This window comes from Plantactinospora sp. WMMC1484 (assembly GCF_049315195.1).
In the GTDB taxonomy this organism is placed as follows: domain Bacteria; phylum Actinomycetota; class Actinomycetes; order Mycobacteriales; family Micromonosporaceae; genus Plantactinospora.
Genome location: NZ_CP186055.1, coordinates 6,651,104 through 6,673,497 on the forward strand (window position 1 = coordinate 6,651,104; position 22,394 = coordinate 6,673,497).

Here is a 22,394-nt window from a genome sequence, read left to right on the forward strand (position 1 = left end):
GCCTATTGTGCGGCCAAACCGTTACGTCGGATCACGTCGGCGTACCAGCGGGCGCTCGCCTTGGGAATCCGGCGCTGGCTCTCGTAGTCGACGTAGATCATGCCGAAGCGCTTGGTGTAGCCCCACGCCCACTCGTAGTTGTCAAGCAGCGACCAGGCGAAATAGCCCCGGAGCGGCACACCGGAGGCGATCGCGGACAGGCAGGCCCGCAGGTGTGCGTCGAAGTAGTCCCGCCGGCCGGTGTCGTCGACCCGGCCGTCCACCACCTCGTCGACGAAGGCGGAGCCGTTCTCGGTGATGTAGAGCGGAAGCTCGGGGTAGTCCCGGTGCACCCGCTCCAGGGTCTCGGTGAGCCCGGGCGCGTCGATCTCCCAGTTCATGTCGGTCACCGGCACCCCACGGGTGACGAACCGGACCTGCTCGCTGCCGGGCCAGCTCGACTGGGCCCGCCAGTACGGCTCCGGCTCGACACCCTCGATCGGAGCCGCGACCACGTGCCGGCTGTAGTAGTTGATGCCGAGGAACGACATCGGGGTGGCGATGGTCTCCAGGTCACCGTCCTGGACGTGGCCGAAGTCGCTCACCGGCGCGAGGTCGGCGACCACGTCCGCCGGGTAGCTGCCCCGCAGCACCGGGTCCAGGAAGATCCGGTTGGCCAGCCCGTCGATCCGGCGCGCCGCGTCCGCGTCACCCTCCGAGGGGGTCTGCGGGGAGACCGCGTACAGGTTGAGGGTGACCCCGACCTCGGCGTCGGGCCTGGCCGCCCGGATGGCCCGGGTGGCCAGGCCGTGTCCGAGCATCAGGTGGTGCGCCGCCCGAACCGCCTCGCCCGGATTGGTACGGCCGGGTGCGTGCACCCCGGAGCCGTAGCCGAGGAAGGCGGAGCACCACGGCTCGTTCAGGGTGATCCAGTGCCGGACCCGGTCGCCGAGGGCGGCGACGGTCAGCTCCGCATACTCGGCGAACCGGGCGGCGGTGTCCCGGTTCGGCCAGCCGCCGGCGTCCTCGATCGCCTGCGGCAGGTCCCAGTGGTAGAGGGTGATCCACGGCTCGATGCCGTGCTCCAGCAGCTCGTCGACCAGGGACCGGTAGAAGTCCAACCCGGCGGGGTTGCCCGGCCCGTGCCCGTCGGGCTGGATGCGGGGCCACGCCACCGACAGCCGGTACGCCTCCAGCCCCAGCTCGGCCATCAGCTTCACGTCGTCGCGATACCGGTGGTAGTGGTCGCAGGCGACGTCGCCGGTGTGCCCCTGCAGGACCCTGCCCGGGGTGTGACTGAAGGTGTCCCAGATCGATGCGCTTCGACCGCCCTCGTGCACCGCCCCCTCGATCTGGTATGCCGCGGTGGCCGCGCCCCAGACGAAGCCGGGCGGGAAGGCCACGCCTTCGCCCTGCTCGAGCAGTTGGGTGGAGTGTGGGCTCGCAGGGTTGCTCACGACTTGACGGCGCCTTCCATGATGCCGCCGATGATCTGGCGGCCGAAGATGATGAACACGATCAGCAGCGGCAGGGTCGCCAGCGCGGTGCCGGCGAACAGGGCTACATAATCCGTCTGGTACGGGCCGGACGAAAGGATCTTCAACGAGTACTGCACGGTCGGCGTGTCGGGAGTGAGCACGACGAAGGGCCAGAGGAACTCGTTCCAGGTCTGCATGAAGGTCAGCAGGCCGAGTACTGCCGCGGCCGGGCGCAGCGCCGGCAGCACGACGTTCCAGTAGACCCGCCAGGTGGAGCAGCCGTCGAGCCTGGCCGCCTCGATCAGCTCGTCGCTGACCGCACCCATCGCGTACTGGCGCATCATGAAGACCCCGAAGCCCTGCACCAGGAATGGCACGATGACCGCCTGGAGGGTGCCGGTCCAGCCCAGCTCCACCATCATCAGGTAGAGCGGGATGATGCCGAGCTGGGTCGGGACCATCATGGTGAGGATGATCACCAGTAGCAGGGCGTTCCTGCCCCGGAAGCGCAGCTTCGCGAAGGCGAAGCCGGCCAGCGTGGAGAAGAAGATCACCGAGATGGTGACCACCGTCGAGACCACGAACGAGTTGACCAGGCCGTAGATGAACGCGGCGTCCTCGTTGGCGAGCATCCGGTCGATGTTGCTGAAGAGCTGCCCGCCCGGGGTCGGCGGCATCTCGTAGACCGCGCTGTTGTCCCGGGAGGCGATGATGAACGACCAGAGGATCGGAAAGATCGAGAGTACGCAGCCGATGACCAGCGCGAGGTAGGTCAACGGGCTGGCCTGCCAGAGCCGGGCGCCGGGCATGCCGCGGCGACGGCGGCGGGCGGGCGGTGCCGGTGCGACCGTCCGGGGCAGGGTCTGCATGGTGGTCACTTCTGCTCCCCCTTCACCGAGCGGCGGACCAGCGCAAAGTTGATCACCGCGAAGACAATGATCATAAGGAAGAGCAGCCAGGACATCGCGGCGCCGGATCCGTACTCGAAGTTGCCGGTGAAGGTCCGCTCGTAGATGTACATCGCCAGCGTCTGGAACTCGTTCGCCGCGCCGCCCCGGATCAGACCGTAGCCGTACATCAGGGGCTCGGTGAAGAGCTGGAGGCCGCCGATGGTGGAGATGATGATCGTGAAGAGGATGGTCGGCCGGATCAGCGGCACGGTGATCTTCCAGAACTGCCGCCAGGCGGAGGCGCCGTCCAGGGCCGCCGACTCGTAGAGGTCCTTCGGAATCGCCTGCATGGCACCGAGGTAGATCAACGCGTTGTAGCCGGTCCATCGCCAGTCGACCATGAAGGCGACCGCGAACCAGGAGGCGAAGCGGCTGTCCCGCCAGGCGATCGGGTCGACGCCGACGGTGCCGAGCAGCCAGTTCACCAGACCGTACCGGTCGGCGAAGATCAGCCCGAAGATGATGCCGACGGCCGCGACCGAGGTGATATTGGGGATGAGGATTCCCATCCGGAAGAGGGTCCGGCCCCGCATCTGCCGGTTGAGCAGGTTGGCGATCATCAGCGCGACGATGAGCTGCGGCACCGTACTGACCACGAACATGCCGACGGTGTTGTAGACGGCGTTCCAGAACTGCGCGTCGTCCAGTACCACCCGGTAGTTCTCCAGGCCGACGAACTCCTTGGTGTCGCTGAGCAGGTCGTACTCGAAGAACGAGACGTAGACGGTGTAGAGCACCGGGAAGAGGCCGAAGGCCCCGAAGAGGAGGAAGAACGGGGCGACGTAGAGGTAGGGGGAGTACTTGATGTCCCAGCGACCGAGGCGGTAGGACCGTCGGCGGTCATCGGGAGCGGGGGCCGGGGGTGGCGCGGCAGCGTGCCTGGGTGCCGCGCCGACAGCAGAGCTCATTGCGGGTCCTTCCGGGGAGGGAGCGGCGCGTGACCTCGCGGTGGTGCCCACACCCCGAACGGGTGTGGGCACCACCGCCGGCCCGCGGGCAGAGCCTCACCCGTGGGCCGGCAGGTCACCATCGACTCAGCTGGTGGCCTTCTTGGCCTCATCCATCGCCTTCTGCCAGGCCGCGTCCGAGCTGAGCTGGCCACGTTCGGCCGCCTGCATCTGCGGCTCGACGATGGTCTCCCAGACCTGCTGGTGCTTGGCGCCGAGGAAGACCGGCTTCATGTTCTTGACGCTCTCGCCGAAGATCTGGCCGGTCGGGGCCCCGCTGAAGTACTCGCTCTTCTTGTCCTTGAAGGCGGGGTCCTCGATGCCGGCGATGCTCGACGGCATCGCGCCGGCCTCCGTGAACGCCGCCAGGTGGCCCTCCTTGCTGGTCAGGTACTTGGCCAGCGCGAATGCCTCCTTCGGGTGCTTGCTCTGGGCCGGGACGGCGAGGTAGGAGCCGCCCCAGTTACCGCCACCGCCGGGGATCGTGGCGATGTCCCACTTGCCGGAGTTGGCCGGGCCGGACTTCGGGGCGATGACGCCCTCGGTCATCCACGCCGGGCACGGGATGGTGGCGAACGCCGAGTTCTTGAAGGCGGCGTCCCAGTCGGCGCTCCAGCGCTGCGCCTTGGCGGTCAGGCCCTCGGCGGCCATCTGGAGGCCCATGTCCCAGGTCTCCTTGACGACCGGGTTGCTGTCGCCGATGAACTTGTTCTCCTTGTCGAAGAAGAAGGTCTCGGAGTTCTGCATGACGCGCGGCTGCATCAGGCTGGTCCCGCTGTCCAGCCAGGCGGCCTTGGCCTTGCCGTTGGCCTTGAACTCGCGACCCAGCGCGATGTAGTCCTCCCAGGTGCTGATCCGCTTGGAGACCTCCTCGCGGTCGGTCGGCAGACCGGCCTGCTCGAACAGGTCCTTGCGGTAGCACATGGCCAGGCCGCCCACGTCGGTGCCGAGCGCGATCAGCTTCTTGCCGTCCGGAGTCATGGCGTTGTTCCACTTCCACTCCGGCCAGTTCGACTTCAGCTCGTCCGCCCCGAGCTCGAGCAGGTTGGCGAACTTGTCGTGGTTCTGCACGTACTGCAGGAGCACGCCCTCTTCCAGCCCGACCACGTCGCCGGCGCCGCTGCCCGCGGCGAGCCACTGCACGAGCTTCGGCTGGAAGTCGCGCAGTTCGCCCATCTTCTGGTGCTCGACCTTGATGTTCGGGTTGGCCGCCTCGAAGTCCTTGATGGCCTGGTCGTAGCCGAAGTTCTGGAAGGTCTGCAGGACCAGCTTGACCTCTCCGCCCTCGCCGCTGGACCCCCCGTCGCTGCTCTTGCTACAGGCCGCGCTGCCGAGAGCCACGCCCGCGGCGAGCGCGGCGACCGCAGCAGTGCGGAGCCGGCGCCTGATGACGCTCATCCCTGACCCCTCTCAGGTGGGTAACTCGTGTTGTGGTGGCTGGAATTCGTGTGTCGGTGGTGGTGCTCCGGTGGTGGGTGTGCCTGACGGCGCAGTTCGTTGCCGATGTGGCTAAGGGCACAAACCGCCGGGAGCGCTCCCATGAGATTGCCGGCGCGTTTCGGGGGTGTCAATGGGCCGCTGGGAGCGTTCCCATTTCGTTACCGTCGGCGCTGGGGCACTCACCAGGCAAAGCGGGCGTTATCACTGAGGTAACGGGCACGGCGACGTGTCGCAGGTCCCGCCCGGGGGACGGGTCAGCTCAGCCAGCGTGCGAGGGTGCTCGCCCGGCCCGGATCGAAGGCCGCCGGGTCGAAGGGCCGGCCGAGCCAGCTCCGCAGCGAATCGTGCTCCGGATGGTCCGGGTCGGCGACCGCGACCAGGAACTGCCGGTAGCCGAACGGCCCGCCCACGTCCTCGGGCGGGCACGCACCCGCACCCGCCGAGCAGACCGGATAGCGCTCGTCGGGGTCGGCGCCGAAGACGTCCTCGACGGTCACGTCATGCTCCCACCAGTCGCCGAAGTCGTAGGTGTAGAGGAAACGGCCGCCCTTGGTCGCCACCGCGTCGAGCCGGGTGTCCAACTCGTCGCGGAGCGTCAGCTCTCCCTCCGGATCCGGCACGCCGTACTGCACCCCGTCGATGTCGAACGAGTGCAGGTGGCAGTTCTGCCAGCCCAGTACGGACTGGAACACCCGGTGCACCCGGTCCAGGGTGTAACCGCCCGGCACCAGCACGCGCCGCCAGACCGGCGGCGTGACGTCGGCGAGCGACACCTTGAGCTGGAAGATCTGACGGCGCATCGTCTCCCACCCTCTCGGCATAGGCTTACCGGCATGATCTGCCGAGCCTGCCGGGACAACAGGCACGACCACTGCCGGGGCCGCAACTGGTGCGACTGCCAGCACCGTACCCCCGCACCCGTCCCTCCGGTCACCGGTCCGGCGAGCGAATGAGCGGTAATGTCGGAATAACCCGGGTGTGGCCCGGGCCGGCGACGGCCGCCCTGGATGACTCGGCACTGATCACCCTCTATCCTCGCACCGACCGGCCACACCTGCGAACGAACTTCGTCGCCAGCATCGACGGCGCGGTGGAGCTGGACGGCCACTCCGCCGGCCTCTCCAGCAGGCCGGACAAGCGCGTCTTCGGACTGCTGCGGATGGTCTGCGACGCGCTGCTGGTCGGCGCCGGCACGCTGCGCAACGAGGGCTACCGGGCGGTACGCCTTGACGAGCGGCGGCGGGCCTGGCGCCGCGAGCACGGGCTGGCCGACTACCCCACCCTGGTCGTGGTCTCCCGGGCGCTGAACCTCGACCCCTCCTCGGCGGCCTTCACCGACGCCCCGGTCCGCCCCGTGGTGCTCACCCACCAGCGGGCCGACGCGCCGCCGGGACTCGCCGACGTCGCCGACCTGCTCCGCTGCGGCGAGGAGCAGGTCGACCTCGCCGCCGGCCTGACCGAGCTGCACCGCCGGGGTCACCGGCAACTGCTCTGCGAGGGCGGGCCGCACCTCTTCGGCTCGCTGACCGCCGCCGACCTGGTCGACGAGGTCTGCCTGACGGTGGCGCCGATGCTCACCGGTCCGGGCGCCGGCCGGATCACCGCCGGGGAGACCACCGGGCCGCGCGGGATGGCACTGCGGCACGTCCTCGCCGCCGCCGACGAACTCCTGCTCCGCTACACCCGCTGAGGTGCAAGGAAGGGCCCCCGCTACAACAGAAAGCGATAAGCGGGGGCCCTTCCTTTCAGCCCTGGGCGGCGTTCCAGCCGACGAGTTCGGCGGGGCGGTTGGTGATGATCCCGTCGACGCCGAGGTCGTCGAGCTGGCGCCAGGTGGCGGGGCTGTCGACGGTCCAGACCATCGTGGCGACCCCCGCGCGGTGCAGGTCGCCGACGATCGCCGGCCGGCCCAGCAGCGCGGCCGACGAGGGGTTGTAGGTGGCCAGCCCGAGCTCGGCGGAGATCCCCACCGGGTCGGCGTCGAGGGTGCTGCGGAGCAGGCCGAGCGGCAGCTCGGGGGCGAGGTCCCGGGTGTGGCGGAGCACGTCGACCTCGAAGCTCTGCACCAGTACCCGGTCGGTCATCTGCTGCTCCCGGACGACCGAGACGATCCGGGCCACCTCGGACCGGCTGTGCGCGCCCTTGATCTCCAGCAGCAGCCGGCCGCCCCGGGTACGCAGGTCCGCCAGCTGCTCGGCGAGAGTCGGCATCCGTATCCCGGCGTAGTGCGGCGCGAACCAGGAGCCGGCGTCCAGCGTCCTGAGTCGGGCGCTGGTCAGCGAGCGGATCGCGCCGGTGCCGTCGGTGGTGCGGTCGACGGTCGAGTCGTGCAGCACGAACGGCACGCCGTCGCTGCTCGGCTGCACGTCGTTCTCGATCCAGTCCGCCCCACCCCGGCGGGCGATCTCCTGGGCGACCAGGGTGTTCTCCGGGGCGACCGCCGAGGCACCCCGGTGCGCGATCACGGTGAGCGGGCTGCCCGGCGGGCGGATCAGGGCGTTCGGCGCCAGCTCGGTGATCCGGACGTCGTCGAAGGAGACGGTGGCGCCGTTGACGAAGAGCGCCTGTCCGGCGGTGCCGGAGCGGCGCAGGCTGCCGGTCCGCAGCAGTTCCCGGCCCTCGAAGAACCACCGGGCCTGGCCGCCGTGCACCTCCACGGCGACCCGGACGTCGCGCCCGGTGCCGGCGGCACTCGGCGCGGCGGCGGTCTCCGTCACGTTCCAGGCGTTTCCGGTGGTGCGTTCGGCAAACTCCAGGCCGTTGCTCGCGGTGGTGCCGCTGCGCATGGTGGCGATCCACCACGGGGTCGCACCGGTCGCCGGCACGTCGAGGCCGAGCGCGGCCCACCGGGTACTCGCAGTCACGGACTCGAAGCGTACGGTCGCCTCGAACCGGAAGTGTTCGAGGTAGGCACCAAAGGTGATCTTGTTGTTCTGGCTGGAGCCGGTGGAGGTGCCGTGGAGCCGGCCGTTCTGCACCCGCCAGGTGCCGTCGACCGCGCGCCAGCCGGCCGGCAGCCCGCCGCCGTCGAAGCTCTCCGAGACGTGCACCCGCCCTGGCTCGGCAGCCGCCGCAGCGGGCTCGACCGTGCCGCCGGACGCGGCGCCGACACCGGCAGCCAACAGCAGGGCGGAGAGGAAGGCGGCGCCGCGGTGGCGCCGGGCGGAGGATGCCGGACGGTCCGGATACGACCGCGGATTGAAGCTCGTCATGGCGTAGCAAGGTAGTGAGCCCTGCGGATCGCCCCACCAAGATCAGGTTACGGTGGCGGAAAGTAATCGTGTACTGCCACCTGCGCCACGAACCGCGCGAGTGTGTGCCGTTCCTCGACCTGTCCCGCCGCGTCGCGTGGCACGCTGTCGCATCAGTGAGGCAGGATGCGACTCGTGTGTCGTGATCTGATCCTCCACCACGCCGGGTCGGTCCGGTGACCGAGAGCCGGCCGGACGGTCCGGGCGTCGAGGTCGGCCGGGTGCTCGGCACCGCCGACGCCACCCCGTTGCAGTTCTGGACGGCCGTCACCCCGGGCAGCTACCTCCAGCTCGACGACGTGGTGGTGACCCGGCGCGAGCTGCCCGACCGTGAGCCGGTCACCATCGCCGGGGTGGTCACCCAGGTCCGGGCCCGGCACGAGGGCGCGCAGTTCGACTCCGACGTCTTCGCGATCGCCGACGGCACCCTGCCGGCGATGGTGCAGGAGGCGGCCGAGATCACCACCACCCGGGTGGACCCGGAGCTCTACGTCCCGCCCTCCCCCGGCGCGGTGGTGCACCGGGCCGAGGGTGAGGCCCGGTCGGCGGCGCTGCACTTCGACCGGATGGAGCGCCGGGTGCCGATGGGGATCGGCCGGGACGGCGTGCCGGTCTTTCTCAACGCCGACTTCCTGGACGGCAGCCGGGGCGCGCACGTCTCCATCTCCGGTATCTCCGGAGTGGCCACCAAGACCAGCTTCGCGACCTTCCTGCTCTACTCGGTCTTCCGCTCGGGGGTGCTCGGCGGCGACGCGGTCAACGCCAAGGCACTGATCTTCAACGTCAAGGGCGAGGACCTGCTCTTCCTCGACCACCCGAACAGCCGGCTCGACGAGGCCACGACGGAGACCTACGCGAAGCTCGGCCTTTCCGCCGGTGCCTTCCCGGACGTACGGGTCTACGCCCCGCCCCGGGCCGGGGACTCCTCCGGCACGCCCGACGTGAGCAGCCGGCTCGCCGGGGTCGACAGCTTCTACTGGACGCTCACCGAGTTCTGCGCCGACCGGCTGCTCCCCTACGTCTTCGCCGACGCGGACGACGAGCGCCAGCAATACACCATGGTGGTGCACTCGGTCGCCGCCCACCTGGCCCGGTACGCCCAACCCGCCGACGGTGGCGTCAGCATCGACGGGGTGCGGATCCACTCCTACCCCGACCTGGTGGACCACGTGGTCGAGCAGCTCACCGACGACGAGACCCGGTCGGAGTGGGCCGGCAGCGCGGTCAACATGGGCACGGTCAACGCCTTCGCCCGGCGCCTGATAGGCAGCAAGAAGGACCTGGCCCGGCTCATCCGCGGCGACCTCGCCACCCGCCGCCCGCACAGCGTGAACACCGCCGAGAGCGCCCAGGTGACAGTCGTCGACCTGCACAACCTGCCGGACCGGGCGCAGCGGTTCGTGGTGGGAGTGACCCTGAAGACCGAGTTCGAGCGGAAGGAGAAGGCCGGCACCGCCAAGCCGCTGCTCTTCGTCGTCCTCGACGAGCTGAACAAGTACGCGCCCCGGGAGGGCTCGTCGCCGATCAAGGAGGTGCTGCTCGACATCGCCGAGCGGGGCCGCTCGCTCGGGGTGATCCTGATCGGGGCGCAGCAGACCGCCAGCGAGGTGGAGCGGCGGATCGTCACCAACTCGGCGATCCGGGTGGTCGGCCGGCTCGACCCGGCCGAAGCGTCCCGCCCGGAGTACGGCTTCCTCCCCGCCGCGCAGCGGCAGCGGGCGCTGCTGGCCAAGCCCGGCACCATGTTCGTCAACCAGCCGGACATCCCGGTGCCGCTCTGCCTGGACTTCCCCTTCCCGGCCTGGGCGACCCGGGTCTCCGAGGCCGGCGCCGCGCCGGCCGGCACGCTGCGCTCGATCACCCAGGCCGCCGACCCGTTCGCGGTGGTCGGCTCCCGGGCCGGGGCGCTCTCCGACGACGACATCCCCTTCTAGCAACCGGACGGTGGGCCGTGAAGATCCTGCACACCTCCGACTGGCACGTCGGGAAGGTCCTCAAGGGACAGTCTCGGACGAGCGAGCACCGGGACGCGCTCGCCCAGGTGGTGGAGGTCGCCCAGGCCGAGTCGCCGGACCTGGTGATCGTCGCCGGTGACCTCTACGACACCGCCGCACCGACCCCGGAGGCGACCCGGCTGGTCACCCGGGCGCTCTCCGCGCTGCGCCGCACCGGCGCCCAGGTGGTGGCGATCGGCGGCAACCACGACAACGGGCCCGCCCTGGACGCGCTGCGGCCGTGGGCCGAGGCCGCCGGGGTGTCGCTGCGCGGCAGCGTCCGGGACAACCCGGCCGAGCACGTGATCGACGGCAGCACCGCCGACGGCGAGGCGTGGCGGCTGGTCGCGCTGCCGTTCCTCTCCCAGCGGTACGCGGTCCGCGCCGTCGAGATGTACGAGCTGACCGCCGCCGAGGCGGTGCAGACGTACGCCGACCACGTCGGGCGGGTGCTCGGGCGGCTGACCGAGGGCTTCGACTCCCCGGACCGGGTGCACCTGGTCACCGGGCACCTGACCGTGGCGGGCGCCCGGACCGGCGGCGGCGAGCGGGAGGCGCACACCGTGCTCAACTACGCCGTACCGGCGACGGTCTTCCCGAGCGGCGCGCACTACGTGGCACTGGGCCACCTGCACCGGGCCCAGCAGGTGCTCGGCCCCTGCCACATCCGCTACAGCGGCAGCCCGCTCGCGGTCGACTTCGGCGAGGAGGAGAACCGCTCCTCGGTCAGCATCGTCGAGGTGACCAGCCGGACGGCCGCCCGGGTCCGCGAGGTGCCGATCACCGGCGGAGCGCCGCTGCGCACCGTACGCGGAACACTCGCCGATCTCGCGAAGGTCGACGACCCCACGGCCTGGCTGCGGGTCTTCGTCCGGGAAGCCCCCCGGGCCGGGCTGCGTGAGGAGGTGCAGGAGCTGCTGCCCCGCGCCCTGGAGGTGCGGATCGACCCGGAGATGCTGCCGAACGCCGGCGCGACCCGGGCCGCCCAGCGGGCCGGGCGCTCCCCCCGGGAGCTCTTCGGCGACTACCTGACCAGCCGGGGCCAGGCCGACGACGGGGTACGCGAACTCTTCGACGAGCTCTACGAGGAGGCGTCCAAACAGTGACCCGCGACAGGGTGATCGGACAGTGACTGACGAGGAGGCGACCAGATAGTGCGTCCACTCCGGCTCGACCTGGCCGGCTTCACCGCCTTCCGGGACGCCACCACCGTCGACTTCACCGACGCGGACTTCTTCGCCCTGGTCGGACCGACCGGTTCGGGCAAGTCCAGCGTGCTCGACGCGATCTGCTTCGCCCTCTACGGCACGGTCCCGCGCTGGGGCGGTGCCCGGGGCATCGCCAACGCGCTCGCCCCGTCCGCCGTGGAGGCCCGGGTCCGGCTGGTCTTCGAGTCGGCCGGCGCGCGCTACGTCGCCACCCGGGTGGTCCGGCGGGACAGCCGGGGCAACGTCAAGACCGGCAACGCCGGACTGCAACTGATGCCGCCCGGCTTCGACGTGACCAAACTGGACACCGGGATGAGCCCGGAGGACCTCGGCGAGGTGGTCGCCGGCACCCCGGCCGAGATGGACGAGGCGGTGCTGGAGGCGGTCGGGCTGCCGTACGAGCAGTTCACCAGCTGCGTGCTGCTGCCACAGGGGCAGTTCGCCGACTTCCTGCACGCCAAGCCGGCGACCCGGCAGCAGATCCTGGTCAACCTGCTCGGCCTCGGCGTCTACGAGCAGGTGCAGAAGCTGGCGACCGGCCGGGCCGGCCGGGCCGACGCCGCCCTCGCCGCCGTGGACCGGATGCTCGACGGGCTCACCGGGATCGACGACGAGGCGCTGGCCGCCGCCACCGGGCGGGTCGAGAAGATGCGGGAGCTGGCCGGCGGGGTCGACGCCGCCGTGCCCGAACTCCGGGCCGCCCGGACGGCCGCGACCGAGGCGGAGCGCGCACTCGCCGCCCTCGACGCCGACCTGGCCGAGCTGGACCGGATCCGGCCGCCGAGGGAGCTGGCCGGGATCGCCGAGGCGGTCGCGGTCGCCCGGACGGCGGCGACCGAGGCGTCGGCGGCGGTGGCCGGCGCCGAGGAGCGCGAGGAGAAGCTCCGGGGCGAGCTGGCCGGCGCCGGCGACCCGGCCGCGCTCAAGCTGCTGCAACAGGCACACACCGAGCGCAGGAAGGTGGCCGGCGAGGCGGCGACGCTGGCCGGCGCGCTGGACTCCGCCGACGCCGACCACGCCGCGGCGGTGGCCGCACTCGACCACGCCCGCGCGGCGGCGCAGCGGGCCGGCGCCGAGCTGGAGGCGGCCCGGGCCGCCTACCAGGAGGCACAGACCGCCGACCGGGCCGCCGCGCTCCGGGCACACCTGCACGCCGGGGCGCCCTGCCCGGTCTGCGCACAGCCGGTGACCGAGGTGCCGCCGCTGCCGGCCGGCTCGGCGGTGGCCGCCGCGAAGAAGGCCGGCGAGGTCGCCCGGGCCACCGCCGACGCCGCCGAGAAGCTGGTCGTCGAGCGGGACCGGGCCGCCCGCGAGCTGGAACGTACCCTGCACCAGGCCCACGCCCGGCACGAGCAGCTCACCGCCCGGCTCGCCGACCTCGACTCCCGGCTCGCCGACTCCCCCGGCCCGGCCGCGCTGCGCGAGCAGCTCGACCTGCTCACCCGGCTCCGCCGCGACCTGGACGCGGCCGGCGGCGCGGTACGGACGGCCCGGGAGGCCGCCCGGCGGGCCCGGGCCGGGGTGGAGGTGGCCGAGGAGCGGCTGCGCGGCGCCTGGCACGCCTTCGACACCGCCCGGGACCGGGTGGCCCGGCTCGGCCCGCCCGCCGCCGACCGGGCGGAGATCACCGCCGCCTGGGCCGTGCTCTGCGACTGGGCCGCCGAGGCCGGGCAACGGCGACGCGCCGAGCGGGCCGAGGCCGCCACGGCGGTCTCCGGAGCGCACGGCACCGTCGACGCGGTGACGGAACGGATCGCCGGGCTCTTCACCGCCGCCGGGCTCGACCCTCCGGCCGCCGACGTCGACCCGGTACGGCTGGCCGTGGTCGCCGTGGAGCGGGCCGAGGCCGAGCACCGCCGGCTGGTCGAGCGGCGCGAACAGGCCCGGGAGCTGACCGGGCAGCGGGCCGGGCACGAGCGGGAGTCCCGGGTCGCCAAGGCGCTCGCCGGGCACCTGCGGGCCAACAACTTCGAACGCTGGCTGCTCGCCGAGGCCCTCGACATGCTGGTCGAGGGCGCCTCCCGGATCCTGCGCGAACTCACCGGCGGGCAGTACGACCTCGCGCACGACAAGGGCGAGTTCTTCGTCGTCGACCACCACGACGCCGGGCTGCGCCGGGCCGTCCGGACGCTCTCCGGCGGCGAGACCTTCCAGGCCTCGCTGGCGCTGGCGCTCGCCCTCTCCGAACAGCTCGCCGGGCTCTCGACCACCACCGCCAGCCTGGAGTCGATCGTGCTCGACGAGGGCTTCGGCACCCTCGACGCCGCCACCCTGGAGACCGTCGCCGCCACCCTGGAGAACCTCGCCGCCCGGGGCGACCGGATGGTCGGGGTGGTCACCCACGTGCCCGCGCTCGCCGAGCGGATCCCCGTCCGGTTCGAGGTGCGCAAGGACGCCCGCAGCTCCCGGGTCGAACGGACCGGCCGGTGAACGCGTCGGGCCCGCCGGTGAACGCGTCGGACCCGCCGGTGAGCGCGTCGGACCCGCCGGTGAACGCGTCGGACCGGCACGGCACGCCGCCGCGTCCCGGCACCCGGCTCTTCGTCGACGCCTGGGATCCGGCCTACGGCGCCTCCTTCGAGGCGGCCGGCGGCCCGGCGGCACCGAGCAGCGCCCAGGTGCAGGCCGACGTCGAGCTGCCGGCCGACGAGTGGCGCCCGCTCACCGCACCGGAGACGGTCGCGCCGCCGGACGTGGTCCTGCTGGTCGACGGGGTCCGCCGGATCGACGCCAGCGTCTGGACGGAGGAGCCGGACGGCACCTCCTTCGCCGGCCTGGCCGCGTCGTACGCCGCCGGGGTGGTCCGGTGTGACCTCGGGCGGGGCGCGGCGGAGCTGGCCGGCGCCGAGGTGGAGCGGGGTCTCTTCACCGCCAGCCCGTCGGCCCGGGACGTGGTCGCCGGGCAGATCCGGTACGCCGTTCACCGGCTCAGCGGCACCGGCGAGCCGAGCAAACTGCCGGCGGCGGTGCAGGGGCCGCTGACCGCGCTGGAGGTGAAGGTCTCCGGCGCGGTACGCGACGACGGCGACCTGCTGGTGGTGGACGGCCCGCTGCGCAGCCGGCGGCAACTGCCGCGCACGATCGGCTACATCAAGACCCAGCACAGTCAATACCTGGAGGCGCGGCACACCGCACTGGTCACCGGGCTGCGCCCCCGGGAACGCTCCCCGGTGTTCCGGCTCGGCACCGCCTGGGGCGGCTACTCCTGGTATCTGCGGCTGCCCGGCGCCGGGCGCGGCCCGTGGGCCGGGATCGTCCGGGTGGAGTGCTCGGCCGACCTGGCCGAGCAGCAGGCGATCGAGCTCGCCGACCTCTCCCTGGTCACCCTGCCGAGGTTCGCCTCGACGGCCTACAAGGATCCCCGGGCCCCGCAGAACCTGATCCCGATCGCCGGGCTGGAGCGCCGGCTGCGGGCCCGGCTCGGCGACGGCCGCCTGCTGCACCGCGCCCTGACCCTCGCCACGCTGTCTTAGCTGTTAGGAAGGGCCCCCGCTACAACAAAAAGCGATAAGCGGGGGCCCCTCCTTACACTCGAACCGTGGGACGGAAGCGGCGGGCCGACGCGGTCGCGGTGAAGGTGGGCAGCGGGCTGGCGGAGCTGCGCCCCGATCCGGACCGTCCGCGCTCCTACACGTTGCTGGTCGACGGGGCGCCGCAGTCGCACGTCGACCTCACCGACCCCACGCACCTGGAGTTCGAGTACGTCCGCCGGATCGCCATCGTGCTGGACCTGATCGCACCGGCCGGCGAGCCGCTGCGGGTGCTGCACCTCGGCGGCGGGGCGATGACGTTGCCGCGCTATCTCTCGGCCACCCGGCCCGGGTCGGCGCAGCGGGTGGCGGAGATCGACGGGAAGCTGGTCGACCTGGTCCGCAAGGAGCTGCCGTGGCCCGCCGACCCGAGGCTGCGGGTCCGGGTCGGCGACGCGCGCGAGGTGCTCGGCGCGAGCCGGGACGGCAGCTACGACGTGGTGGTGGCCGACGTCTTCGCCGGTGCCCGCACGCCGGCGCACATATCCTCTGTGGAGTTCGCCGGCGAGGCGGCCCGGGTGCTAAGCCCCGGCGGTGTCCACCTGGTGAACGTCGCGGACGGCCCGCCGCTGCGCTACGCCCGGGCCCAGGTCGCCACGGTCCGCTCGGTCCTGCCGGAGACCTGCCTGATCGCCGACTCGGCGGTCCTGCGCGGCCGCCGGTACGGCAACCTCGTGCTCGCCGCCAGCCGGGCCGCCCTGCCGGTGGCCGAGCTGGTCCGCCGCACCGCCGGGGACTGGTTCCCCGGCCGGGTGCTGACCGGCCCCGACCTGGACCGCTTCGCCGACGGTGCCCGGGTGGTCACCGACTCTGCCGCCCGGCCTTCCGCACCACCGCCGCCGGGTGGCTTCATCATCGCCAGTTAGGCAGTCCGGCACACCAGTTCGGCAACCCGGCACCAGTTCTGGCAACCCGGCACCAGTTGGGCAACCCGGCGGTCCGGACAAGTTCCCGGCGGCGCGTTGATCCGGCCGGGGCCGGAATCCGTACTTCACGGCGGACTCGACCGGGCCCGGCACGAGGGCCCGGGTCGGACGCGTTCGACGCGGAGGTATGGGTGCGATGCAGGCGGTAGCCGGCGGATGGTATGGCGAGACGGTCATGCCGGGGCGATTGTGCGCCACCTCGCAACGCCGGTCAATTCGGTCCCGCAAAGGTCTCGACGCGCGGGCGATCGGACGGAATGATGAGCCGGTGACATCGCGACCGGCTGCCGGCCGCCACAATTCGACCCCCGCCGAGACGAGGCATTCCGACGAGCTCGTTCGCGTGCTCTACGAGGAACATGCCAAACCTCTGCTGATGTTCGTCCTGCGGCTGACCGGCGGCGACCGCCAGCGCGCCGAGGACGTGGTGCAGGAGACGCTGCTACGCGCCTGGCGCAACGCACATCGGCTGGGCGCCAACGGCCAGTCGTCGTTGCGCCCGTGGCTGGTCACCGTCGCCCGGCGGATCGTGATCGACGACCACCGCAGCGAACAGGCCCGCCCCGCCGAGACGTACGACCGCGACCTCGAGGGGTTCTCCGAGTCCGACGACACGGATCGGGTGCTACGGATGATGACCATCACCGACGCACTGCGTACGCTGAGCCAGCCGCACCGGGAGGTGCTGGTGGCGACGTACTTCCAGGGACGCACGGTGCCGGAGGCGGCCGAGGAGTTGGGGCTGCCGCTCGGCACCGCGAAGTCCCGGGTCTACTACGCACTCCGGGCGCTCCGGGCAGCCCTGCTGGAGCGGGGGGTGACCGAGTGAGCACCGAGATCCACTGGGATGTCGCGTCGTACGCGCTCGGCGTCCTGGACGAGCGGGACACCCTGCGCTTCGAGGAGCACCTGGCGAGCTGCGCGCAGTGCGCGCACGAACTGGAATCGCTGCTGCCGGTGGTGGACCTGCTGGGTGAGATCGACGGCCACGACCTGATGGTGGCGGAGCGCTCCGAGACGGACGGCGTTCTCTTCGAACGGGTCGTGGCGGCGGTCGGCGCCGACCGCCGCCGAGCCCGGAGCAGGCGGCTCTACGGTCTCGCTGCCGCGTTCGTGCTGGTGGCGATGCTGAGTGGGCTGGCGTTCCTCGGTGGGACCCGGGTCGGCGACACCGGGACGACCGCGCAGCCGAGCCCCGGCAGCACCGGAACCGTCCCGGGCAGCACCGGCCGCCCCGGCACGGGCGGGCCGACCGGCGAACGCTTCGTCGCGACCGACCCGGCCAGCGGCGTGCACGCCGAGGTACGCCTCGGGGCGACGCCCTGGGGCACCCGGGTCTCGTTCGCGCTGAGCGGGCTCTCCGGCCCGCAGGTCTGCCGTCTGGTGCTGATGCACGAGAACGGGGAGACCGAGGTGATCTCCAGTTGGAAGGTGCCGCCCGCCGGGTACGGCACGGCGGCTCAGCCCAACGCGCTGGTGCTGGAGGCCGCCACCGCCACCGACCAGGACGACATCGACAGGCTCCAGGTGCAGGTACTCGACGACGGCGATGCGGAGCCGCTCGTGACGGTACCGCTCTGACAGTTGCCGGCAGCCGGACAACCAGACGTTTCCGCCGTCCGCCGGAATAGTCACCGACGACCTGGCGGGTGATGCCCGTCGGCCGGCAAACAGGATGTCGAGGCCGCTCATGATTTGTACGTGCGGCACGGCCCGACGGTTCAACGTTCCGCTGTGAAATTGTCCACTGCAAATTGCCTCATCCGGGCGGCACGGCCAACCGTACTTCCCGGCAACCTGTCCAGCAAAAGGAGGGGATGTGGCAGCGATGAAGCGGAGCGGCATCGTTATCGCCAGCGCGGCGCTGGCCGCGACGACGGCCTGCGCGCCCGCAGGAACCACCCCGAACAGTCCAGTCGGCGGTGCGGAGCCGGCCGCGAACGCGGTGTCCGATCCCGCCGCCGAGCCGAGTGCCCCACCGGCCCCGACACCCGTCGAGGTGGCCGAGGTGGACCTGACTGCCGGCCTGGTCGGCAAGCGGGTTCCCCGGATGGGGCAGGTGGTGACCGACGACAAGGGCTTCGTGCTCTACCGGTTCGACCGCGACTCGGCCAAGCCACCCACGTCGAACTGCGCCGGTGAGTGCGCCAGGTTGTGGCCGCCGGCGCTCACCAATGGCACGCCGGACATCGCCGGCATCGCCGCCGACAAGGTCGGCACGGTGACCCGGGAGGATGGCACCAAGCAGGTCACCATCGGCGACTGGCCGGTGTACCGCTACATCGGTGACAAGAAGCCCGGCGAGTGGAAGGGCCAGGGCGTCGGCGGCACCTGGTTCGTGGTGACGCCGGCCGGCACCAAGAACCTGAGCTGCCTGCCCACCGGTACGCCGAAGGCGGTCGCGCCGCCACCGGCCAAGGACGACGCCGCGGCCGAGGAAGGCGGCGGCGAACTCAGCTACTGACCGTCCACTGCCACGGGTGCAGTTCCACAGACCCGGCGGCCGGCCGTTGCCAGGGTGGGCGCGGTCGGTCGCCGTCGTGATCCTGGACGCGACGCGCGGCAACGGTCGCTGTCCGGCTGTGACGCCGGCCCTGCTCGGGGCCGGCGTCGCGGCCTGTGGCGGCCCGGTCGGCGGCAATCCGGCGACGACCGGTGGGACCCGACGGCGGCAATCCGGCGGCGACCGGACGGTGGTCAGCGGTGTGGCCGGCCAGGCCACTACGGGCCACCGCGGATGGTTAGCTCCCGGAAACATAATTTCCTTTTAAGTGGACCTCAAGAGATCCCTATCTTCCCTATCACGGTTTGACTCTCAGGCAACGCATTCCGTACGGTTTTTTTCGCAACCGAACCGGCTGAATATTCGGAAAGGCAGGAAGATGACGTCGATATACGCGTTGCCACAAGGCGACTACGATCGTCGTCCGCTCCGCCGATCTCCGTTGCCGGCGCCGCGCCCGGTGACCCCCGCCGGACCGGCAGCGCGCCGCTCGCCGGCTCCCGGGCCCGCCTCGCCGTCGGCCCGCCCAGCATCCCGCCCCCCTGCTGACGGCCCATCTGGCCGTCGGCACCACCAGCCTGGTCCCGCGGAAGTCCGACCTAGCTGACCGAACCCTCTAAGGAAGAGGTGGCACCACGTGAAGAACACCCCCGTCCGCTCCTCACGGCGGCGCTCGAACCGACCACCACGCAACAAGCGCCTGATCGCCGTGCTGGCCACGCTGGGCGTGTTCGGCGCGATCGTCACGGTGACCCAGGTCTCGAACGCCGGCACCTGGAACCGGTGGGGTCGGCCCACTGCGGCACGGCCCTGTCCGACGCCCCCGGCCGCCACCCCGCCCGCGGCGGACCCGTCCACCTCGCCCGGTGCGGCCGACCCCTCCGCCTCCGCAGTCCCCGAGGGCCCCGGCACGGCGGCGCAGCCGCAGACCCGGTCGTACCGTGACCACGGCGCCATCCACCACCCCGGCGACGGGCAGGAGCCGGGCACCCTGGCCCAGCGCGGCCGCCCCGGCGGCGGCAACGCCAACTGCACCCCCAGCCCGGGTACGTCCAGCGCCGCACCGGGCAACCCGGCCGCCTCGGAGCCGCTGGGCGCGGACTGCTCGGGCAGTGAACTGGAGACGCACGACGGCTTCCAGAACGGCGAGCGTTGCGTCGGCACCGCGTTCGGCGAGGTCGGTGCCCCCGAGAAGAACCCGACCCTGCTGATCACCCAGGCGCCGAACTCGGTCCGGGTCAACCAGCAGTTCACGCTGCGGGTCAGCACCCGCAACCTGGTCCGGGACCGGTTCCTGCCGGCCGGGCAGGGCGGCTACTACAAGGAGAGTTCCTTCCTCAACGAGGACGAGCTGGTCCGTGGCCACTTCCACTCGGCCTGCCGGATGCTCGGCAGCACCCGTTCCGCGCCCGACCCGGCGCCGGCCCCGGCGTTCTTCGTGGCGACCGAGGACAGCCAGGGTGGCGCCGAGCCGGACACCGTCGTGGTGACCGTGCCCGGGCTCACCCAGCGGGGTACCGCGCAGTGTGCGGTCTGGGCCGGCGACGGTTCGCACCGGATCCCGATGATGGCCCGCGCCAACCAGGTCCCGGCGTTCGACGCGGTCCGGATCACCGTCCGGTGACTCGTGCCCGGCCGGCACTTCCCCCGGCCGCCGGCCTGAGCGGTTGACCGCTCCCGCCACATCCGCACCACCGGCGGGATCCCACCCCGGGCACCCGCCGCCAGGAAGGTCCGACGACGGGTATCCGAGAGGAGCAAACCGGATCGGGCAAACCTGAACCCGCTACAGGCCGGACGGCACCGGAACGCGCACGGGCGTTCCGGTGCCGTCCTGTTCCGTGGTCCTGCCCTGTTCCGTGGTCCTGCCCTGTTCCGTGGTCCTGCCCCGTTCCGTCGTCCTGCCCCGTTCCGTCGTCCTGCCCCTGGCTCGAGGCCGGTGACCGGATCATCGGCTGGTTCCCGCCGTCGCGGTGGCTGGGACGGAGGCGGGCGCCCATCCAGGAGCCGTGCCGGGCCGCCGCTCCGGCACGGTCCCGCCCGCGTGGCAGAGTGTCCGGGTGACCGACACCGAGCCGGCGGCACGCCGGGTGCTGCGCCCACCGGAGCACTACCATCTCGGCGCTTCCCTCGGCTCGCTGGCGATGGGGGCGCACGACCCGTGCGCCCGGTTCGTCGCCGGGACGTTCTGGTGGGCGACCCGGACTCCGGCCGGTCCCGGGACCCTGGCGCTGCGCCGGCTCGGCGGTGAACTGACCGCCGAGGGTTACGGGCCGGGTGCCGGCTGGGTGGTCGACCGGGCCGACGCCGTGGCCGGGCTCCACGACGATCTCACCGGCTTCGACCGCCTCGCCGGCGGGCACCCGCTGGTGGCCCGGCTGGCGCGTACGCACCGCGGGCTCCGGTTACCCGCCACCGGGCAGCTCTTCCCCCGGCTCCTCCGGGCGATCCTGGAGCAGAAGGTCACCGGCAAGGAGGCGTTCATGGCGTACGCCTCGACGGTGCGCCGGTTCGGCGTCCCCGCCCCCGGTCCGCTGCCGAACCTCTGGGCCCCGCCGGATCCGGCGGCGATAGCCGACACGCCGTACTGGGTGTTCCATCCGTTCGGGGTGGAGCAGCGGCGCGCCGAGACGCTGCGCCGGGCGGCCGCCGAGGCGGACCGGCTGGAGCGGTGCGCCGATCCGGCGGAGGCGACCCGTCGGCTCACCGCCATCGCCGGGATCGGCCCCTGGACCGCCGCCGAGGTGGTCCGGTTCGCCTTCGGTGACCCGGACGCCGTGAGTGTCGGCGACTACCACATCCCCCACATGGTCGCCTGGGCCCTGGCTGGCGAGGCACGCGGCGACGACGCCCGGATGCTGGCCCTGCTGGAGCCGTTCCGGGGCCACCGGGGCCGGGTCTGCCTGCTGCTGGAGGCCGGTGGCCACCACGCGCCCCGGTTCGGCCCCCGGATGCCGATCCGCTCCTTCGCCCGTTTCTGAGCCTCCGGTGTGATCCGGGTAGCCGGTGACCCCGGAGGGGTGTGGATCCGGCGGAGGTTTGGGGAACGATAGCGGAATGTCGAACACCGCAGAGGGCAGCACCACCGAGGGCAGCTACGTCAGCCAGGGTGGGGAGTTCACCCGGGACCAGCGCTACATCGCCACCCGGATCACCGCCGACGGGCGGGACGGCTATCCGGTGGAGCCCGGCCGGTACCGCCTGGTGGTGAGCCGGGCCTGCCCGTGGGCCAACCGGGCGATCATCATCCGCCGGCTGCTCGGCCTGGAGGACGTGCTCTCCATGGGTGTCACCGGGCCGACCCACGACGCCCGGAGCTGGACGTTCGACCTCGACCCGGGCGGCCGTGACCCGGTGCTCGGCATCGAGCGGATCCAGGAGGCCTACTTCGCCCGCTTCCCGGGGTACGAGCGCGGAATCACCGTGCCGGCGATCGTCGACGTGCCGACCGGGCAGGTGGTGACCAACGACTACGCCCAGATCACCCTCGACCTGTCGACGCAGTGGCGGGCGTACCACCGGGACGGCGCCCCGGACCTGTATCCGGAGCCGCTGCGCGCCGAGATCGACGAGGTGAACGGGGTCGTCTTCGCCGACGTCAACAACGGCGTCTACCGGTGCGGCTTCGCCGGCAGTCAGGAGGCGTACGCAAAGGCGTACCAACGGCTCTTCGACCGGCTGGACTGGCTCTCGGCCCGGCTGTCGACCCAGCGCTACCTGGTCGGTGACACCATCACCGAGGCGGACGTGCGGCTCTTCACCACGCTGGTCAGGTTCGACGCGGTCTATCACGGTCACTTCAAGTGCAACCGGCAGAAGCTGACCGAGCAACCGGTGCTCTGGGCCTATGCCCGGGACCTCTTCAGCACGCCGGGATTCGGCGACACGATCGACTTCGACCACATCAAGCGGCACTACTACGAGGTGCACCGGGACATCAACCCGACCGGGATCGTGCCGCTCGGGCCGGATCTGTCGAACTGGCTCGAGCCGCACGGCCGTGAGGCGCTGGGTGGCCGCCCCTTCGGCGCCGGCAGCCCGCCGCCACCACCACGTGCCGGCGAGGTCGTCCCCGCCGGGCACACCCCGCTGCCGGCCGCCTGAGGCTGCCCGTCCAGGGCCGGGCCCGACCGCGACCGTCCCTCGGGCGTGAGATGAAACGGCCATTCACCTAGATTCATGCCACGA

At 72.0% G+C, this 22,394-nt stretch carries 18 protein-coding genes; 12 read left to right on the forward strand and 6 right to left on the reverse strand.

The features are described from left to right. Window positions 1-2 precede the first annotated feature (2 nt). The 5 genes from ACN28C_RS28500 to ACN28C_RS28520 form a co-directional block, all read right to left on the reverse strand. Window positions 3-1,436: a GH1 family beta-glucosidase gene (locus ACN28C_RS28500; protein WP_422770597.1), complete on the reverse strand. Its 1,434-nt coding sequence runs from the start codon at window positions 1,434-1,436 to the stop codon at window positions 3-5. After that, window positions 1,433-2,266 carry a carbohydrate ABC transporter permease gene (locus ACN28C_RS28505; protein WP_422774838.1) on the reverse strand — a complete coding sequence of 278 codons (834 nt, stop codon included), beginning with the start codon at window positions 2,264-2,266 and terminating at the stop codon, window positions 1,433-1,435. Before ACN28C_RS28505 ends, ACN28C_RS28500 begins: the two co-directional genes overlap by 4 nt. 65 nt (window positions 2,267-2,331) lie before the next feature. After that, window positions 2,332-3,315: a carbohydrate ABC transporter permease gene (locus tag ACN28C_RS28510; RefSeq protein WP_422770598.1), complete on the reverse strand. Its 984-nt coding sequence runs from the start codon at window positions 3,313-3,315 to the stop codon at window positions 2,332-2,334. Window positions 3,316-3,441: 126 nt separating this feature from the next. After that, window positions 3,442-4,752 carry an extracellular solute-binding protein gene (locus ACN28C_RS28515; protein ID WP_422770599.1) on the reverse strand — a complete coding sequence of 437 codons (1,311 nt, stop codon included), beginning with the start codon at window positions 4,750-4,752 and terminating at the stop codon, window positions 3,442-3,444. A 296-nt stretch (window positions 4,753-5,048) separates the two neighbouring features. Further along, window positions 5,049-5,594, reverse strand: coding sequence for a plasmid pRiA4b ORF-3 family protein (locus tag ACN28C_RS28520; protein WP_422770600.1), 546 nt, complete (start codon window positions 5,592-5,594; stop codon window positions 5,049-5,051). A gap of 149 nt (window positions 5,595-5,743) precedes the next feature. Between ACN28C_RS28520 and ACN28C_RS28525 the strand changes: the two genes are divergently transcribed. After that, entirely contained in the window at window positions 5,744-6,484 is a 741-nt protein-coding gene (locus tag ACN28C_RS28525) for a pyrimidine reductase family protein (protein ID WP_422770601.1), read from the forward strand. Between the two features lie 55 nt (window positions 6,485-6,539). Here ACN28C_RS28525 and ACN28C_RS28530 read toward each other — a convergent pair whose 3' ends face one another. After that, entirely contained in the window at window positions 6,540-8,006 is a 1,467-nt protein-coding gene (locus ACN28C_RS28530; protein WP_422770602.1) for a glycerophosphodiester phosphodiesterase, read from the reverse strand. Between the two features lie 215 nt (window positions 8,007-8,221). Here ACN28C_RS28530 and ACN28C_RS28535 point away from each other — a divergent pair, with 215 nt between their 5' ends. The 11 genes from ACN28C_RS28535 (at window position 8,222) to ACN28C_RS28585 (ending at window position 22,310) form a co-directional block, all read left to right on the forward strand. Then, window positions 8,222-9,979 carry an ATP-binding protein gene (locus tag ACN28C_RS28535; protein ID WP_422770603.1) on the forward strand — a complete coding sequence of 586 codons (1,758 nt, stop codon included), beginning with the start codon at window positions 8,222-8,224 and terminating at the stop codon, window positions 9,977-9,979. 17 nt (window positions 9,980-9,996) lie between these two features. Beyond that, the gene (locus ACN28C_RS28540) at window positions 9,997-11,145 is read left to right on the forward strand and encodes an exonuclease SbcCD subunit D (RefSeq protein ID WP_422770604.1); all 1,149 of its coding nucleotides are present in this window, start codon (window positions 9,997-9,999) and stop codon (window positions 11,143-11,145) included. Between the two features lie 48 nt (window positions 11,146-11,193). After that, complete coding sequence (locus tag ACN28C_RS28545) at window positions 11,194-13,677, forward strand: AAA family ATPase (RefSeq protein ID WP_422770605.1); 2,484 nt, start codon at window positions 11,194-11,196, stop codon at window positions 13,675-13,677. A gap of 59 nt (window positions 13,678-13,736) precedes the next feature. After that, entirely contained in the window at window positions 13,737-14,720 is a 984-nt protein-coding gene (locus ACN28C_RS28550; protein ID WP_422774839.1) for a hypothetical protein, read from the forward strand. Window positions 14,721-14,785: 65 nt separating this feature from the next. Next, the gene (locus ACN28C_RS28555; RefSeq protein WP_422770606.1) at window positions 14,786-15,643 is read left to right on the forward strand and encodes a spermidine synthase; all 858 of its coding nucleotides are present in this window, start codon (window positions 14,786-14,788) and stop codon (window positions 15,641-15,643) included. Between the two features lie 196 nt (window positions 15,644-15,839). After that, entirely contained in the window at window positions 15,840-16,532 is a 693-nt protein-coding gene (locus ACN28C_RS28560) for a sigma-70 family RNA polymerase sigma factor (protein WP_422770607.1), read from the forward strand. Next, entirely contained in the window at window positions 16,529-17,284 is a 756-nt protein-coding gene (locus ACN28C_RS28565; RefSeq protein WP_422770608.1) for an anti-sigma factor family protein, read from the forward strand. The genes ACN28C_RS28560 and ACN28C_RS28565 overlap by 4 nt, the downstream gene beginning before the upstream one ends. 247 nt (window positions 17,285-17,531) lie before the next feature. Further along, a complete protein-coding gene (locus ACN28C_RS28570; protein ID WP_422774840.1) occupies window positions 17,532-18,167 on the forward strand; it encodes a hypothetical protein in 636 nt (211 codons plus the stop codon). Between the two features lie 676 nt (window positions 18,168-18,843). Then, window positions 18,844-19,830: a Pecanex-like protein 1 gene (locus ACN28C_RS28575; RefSeq protein ID WP_422770609.1), complete on the forward strand. Its 987-nt coding sequence runs from the start codon at window positions 18,844-18,846 to the stop codon at window positions 19,828-19,830. Between the two features lie 436 nt (window positions 19,831-20,266). After that, window positions 20,267-21,187: a DNA-3-methyladenine glycosylase family protein gene (locus tag ACN28C_RS28580; protein WP_422770610.1), complete on the forward strand. Its 921-nt coding sequence runs from the start codon at window positions 20,267-20,269 to the stop codon at window positions 21,185-21,187. A 76-nt stretch (window positions 21,188-21,263) separates the two neighbouring features. Next, window positions 21,264-22,310 (forward strand): glutathione S-transferase family protein, encoded by a 1,047-nt coding sequence (locus ACN28C_RS28585; RefSeq protein ID WP_422770611.1) that lies wholly within the window; start codon window positions 21,264-21,266, stop codon window positions 22,308-22,310. Window positions 22,311-22,394 lie beyond the last annotated feature (84 nt).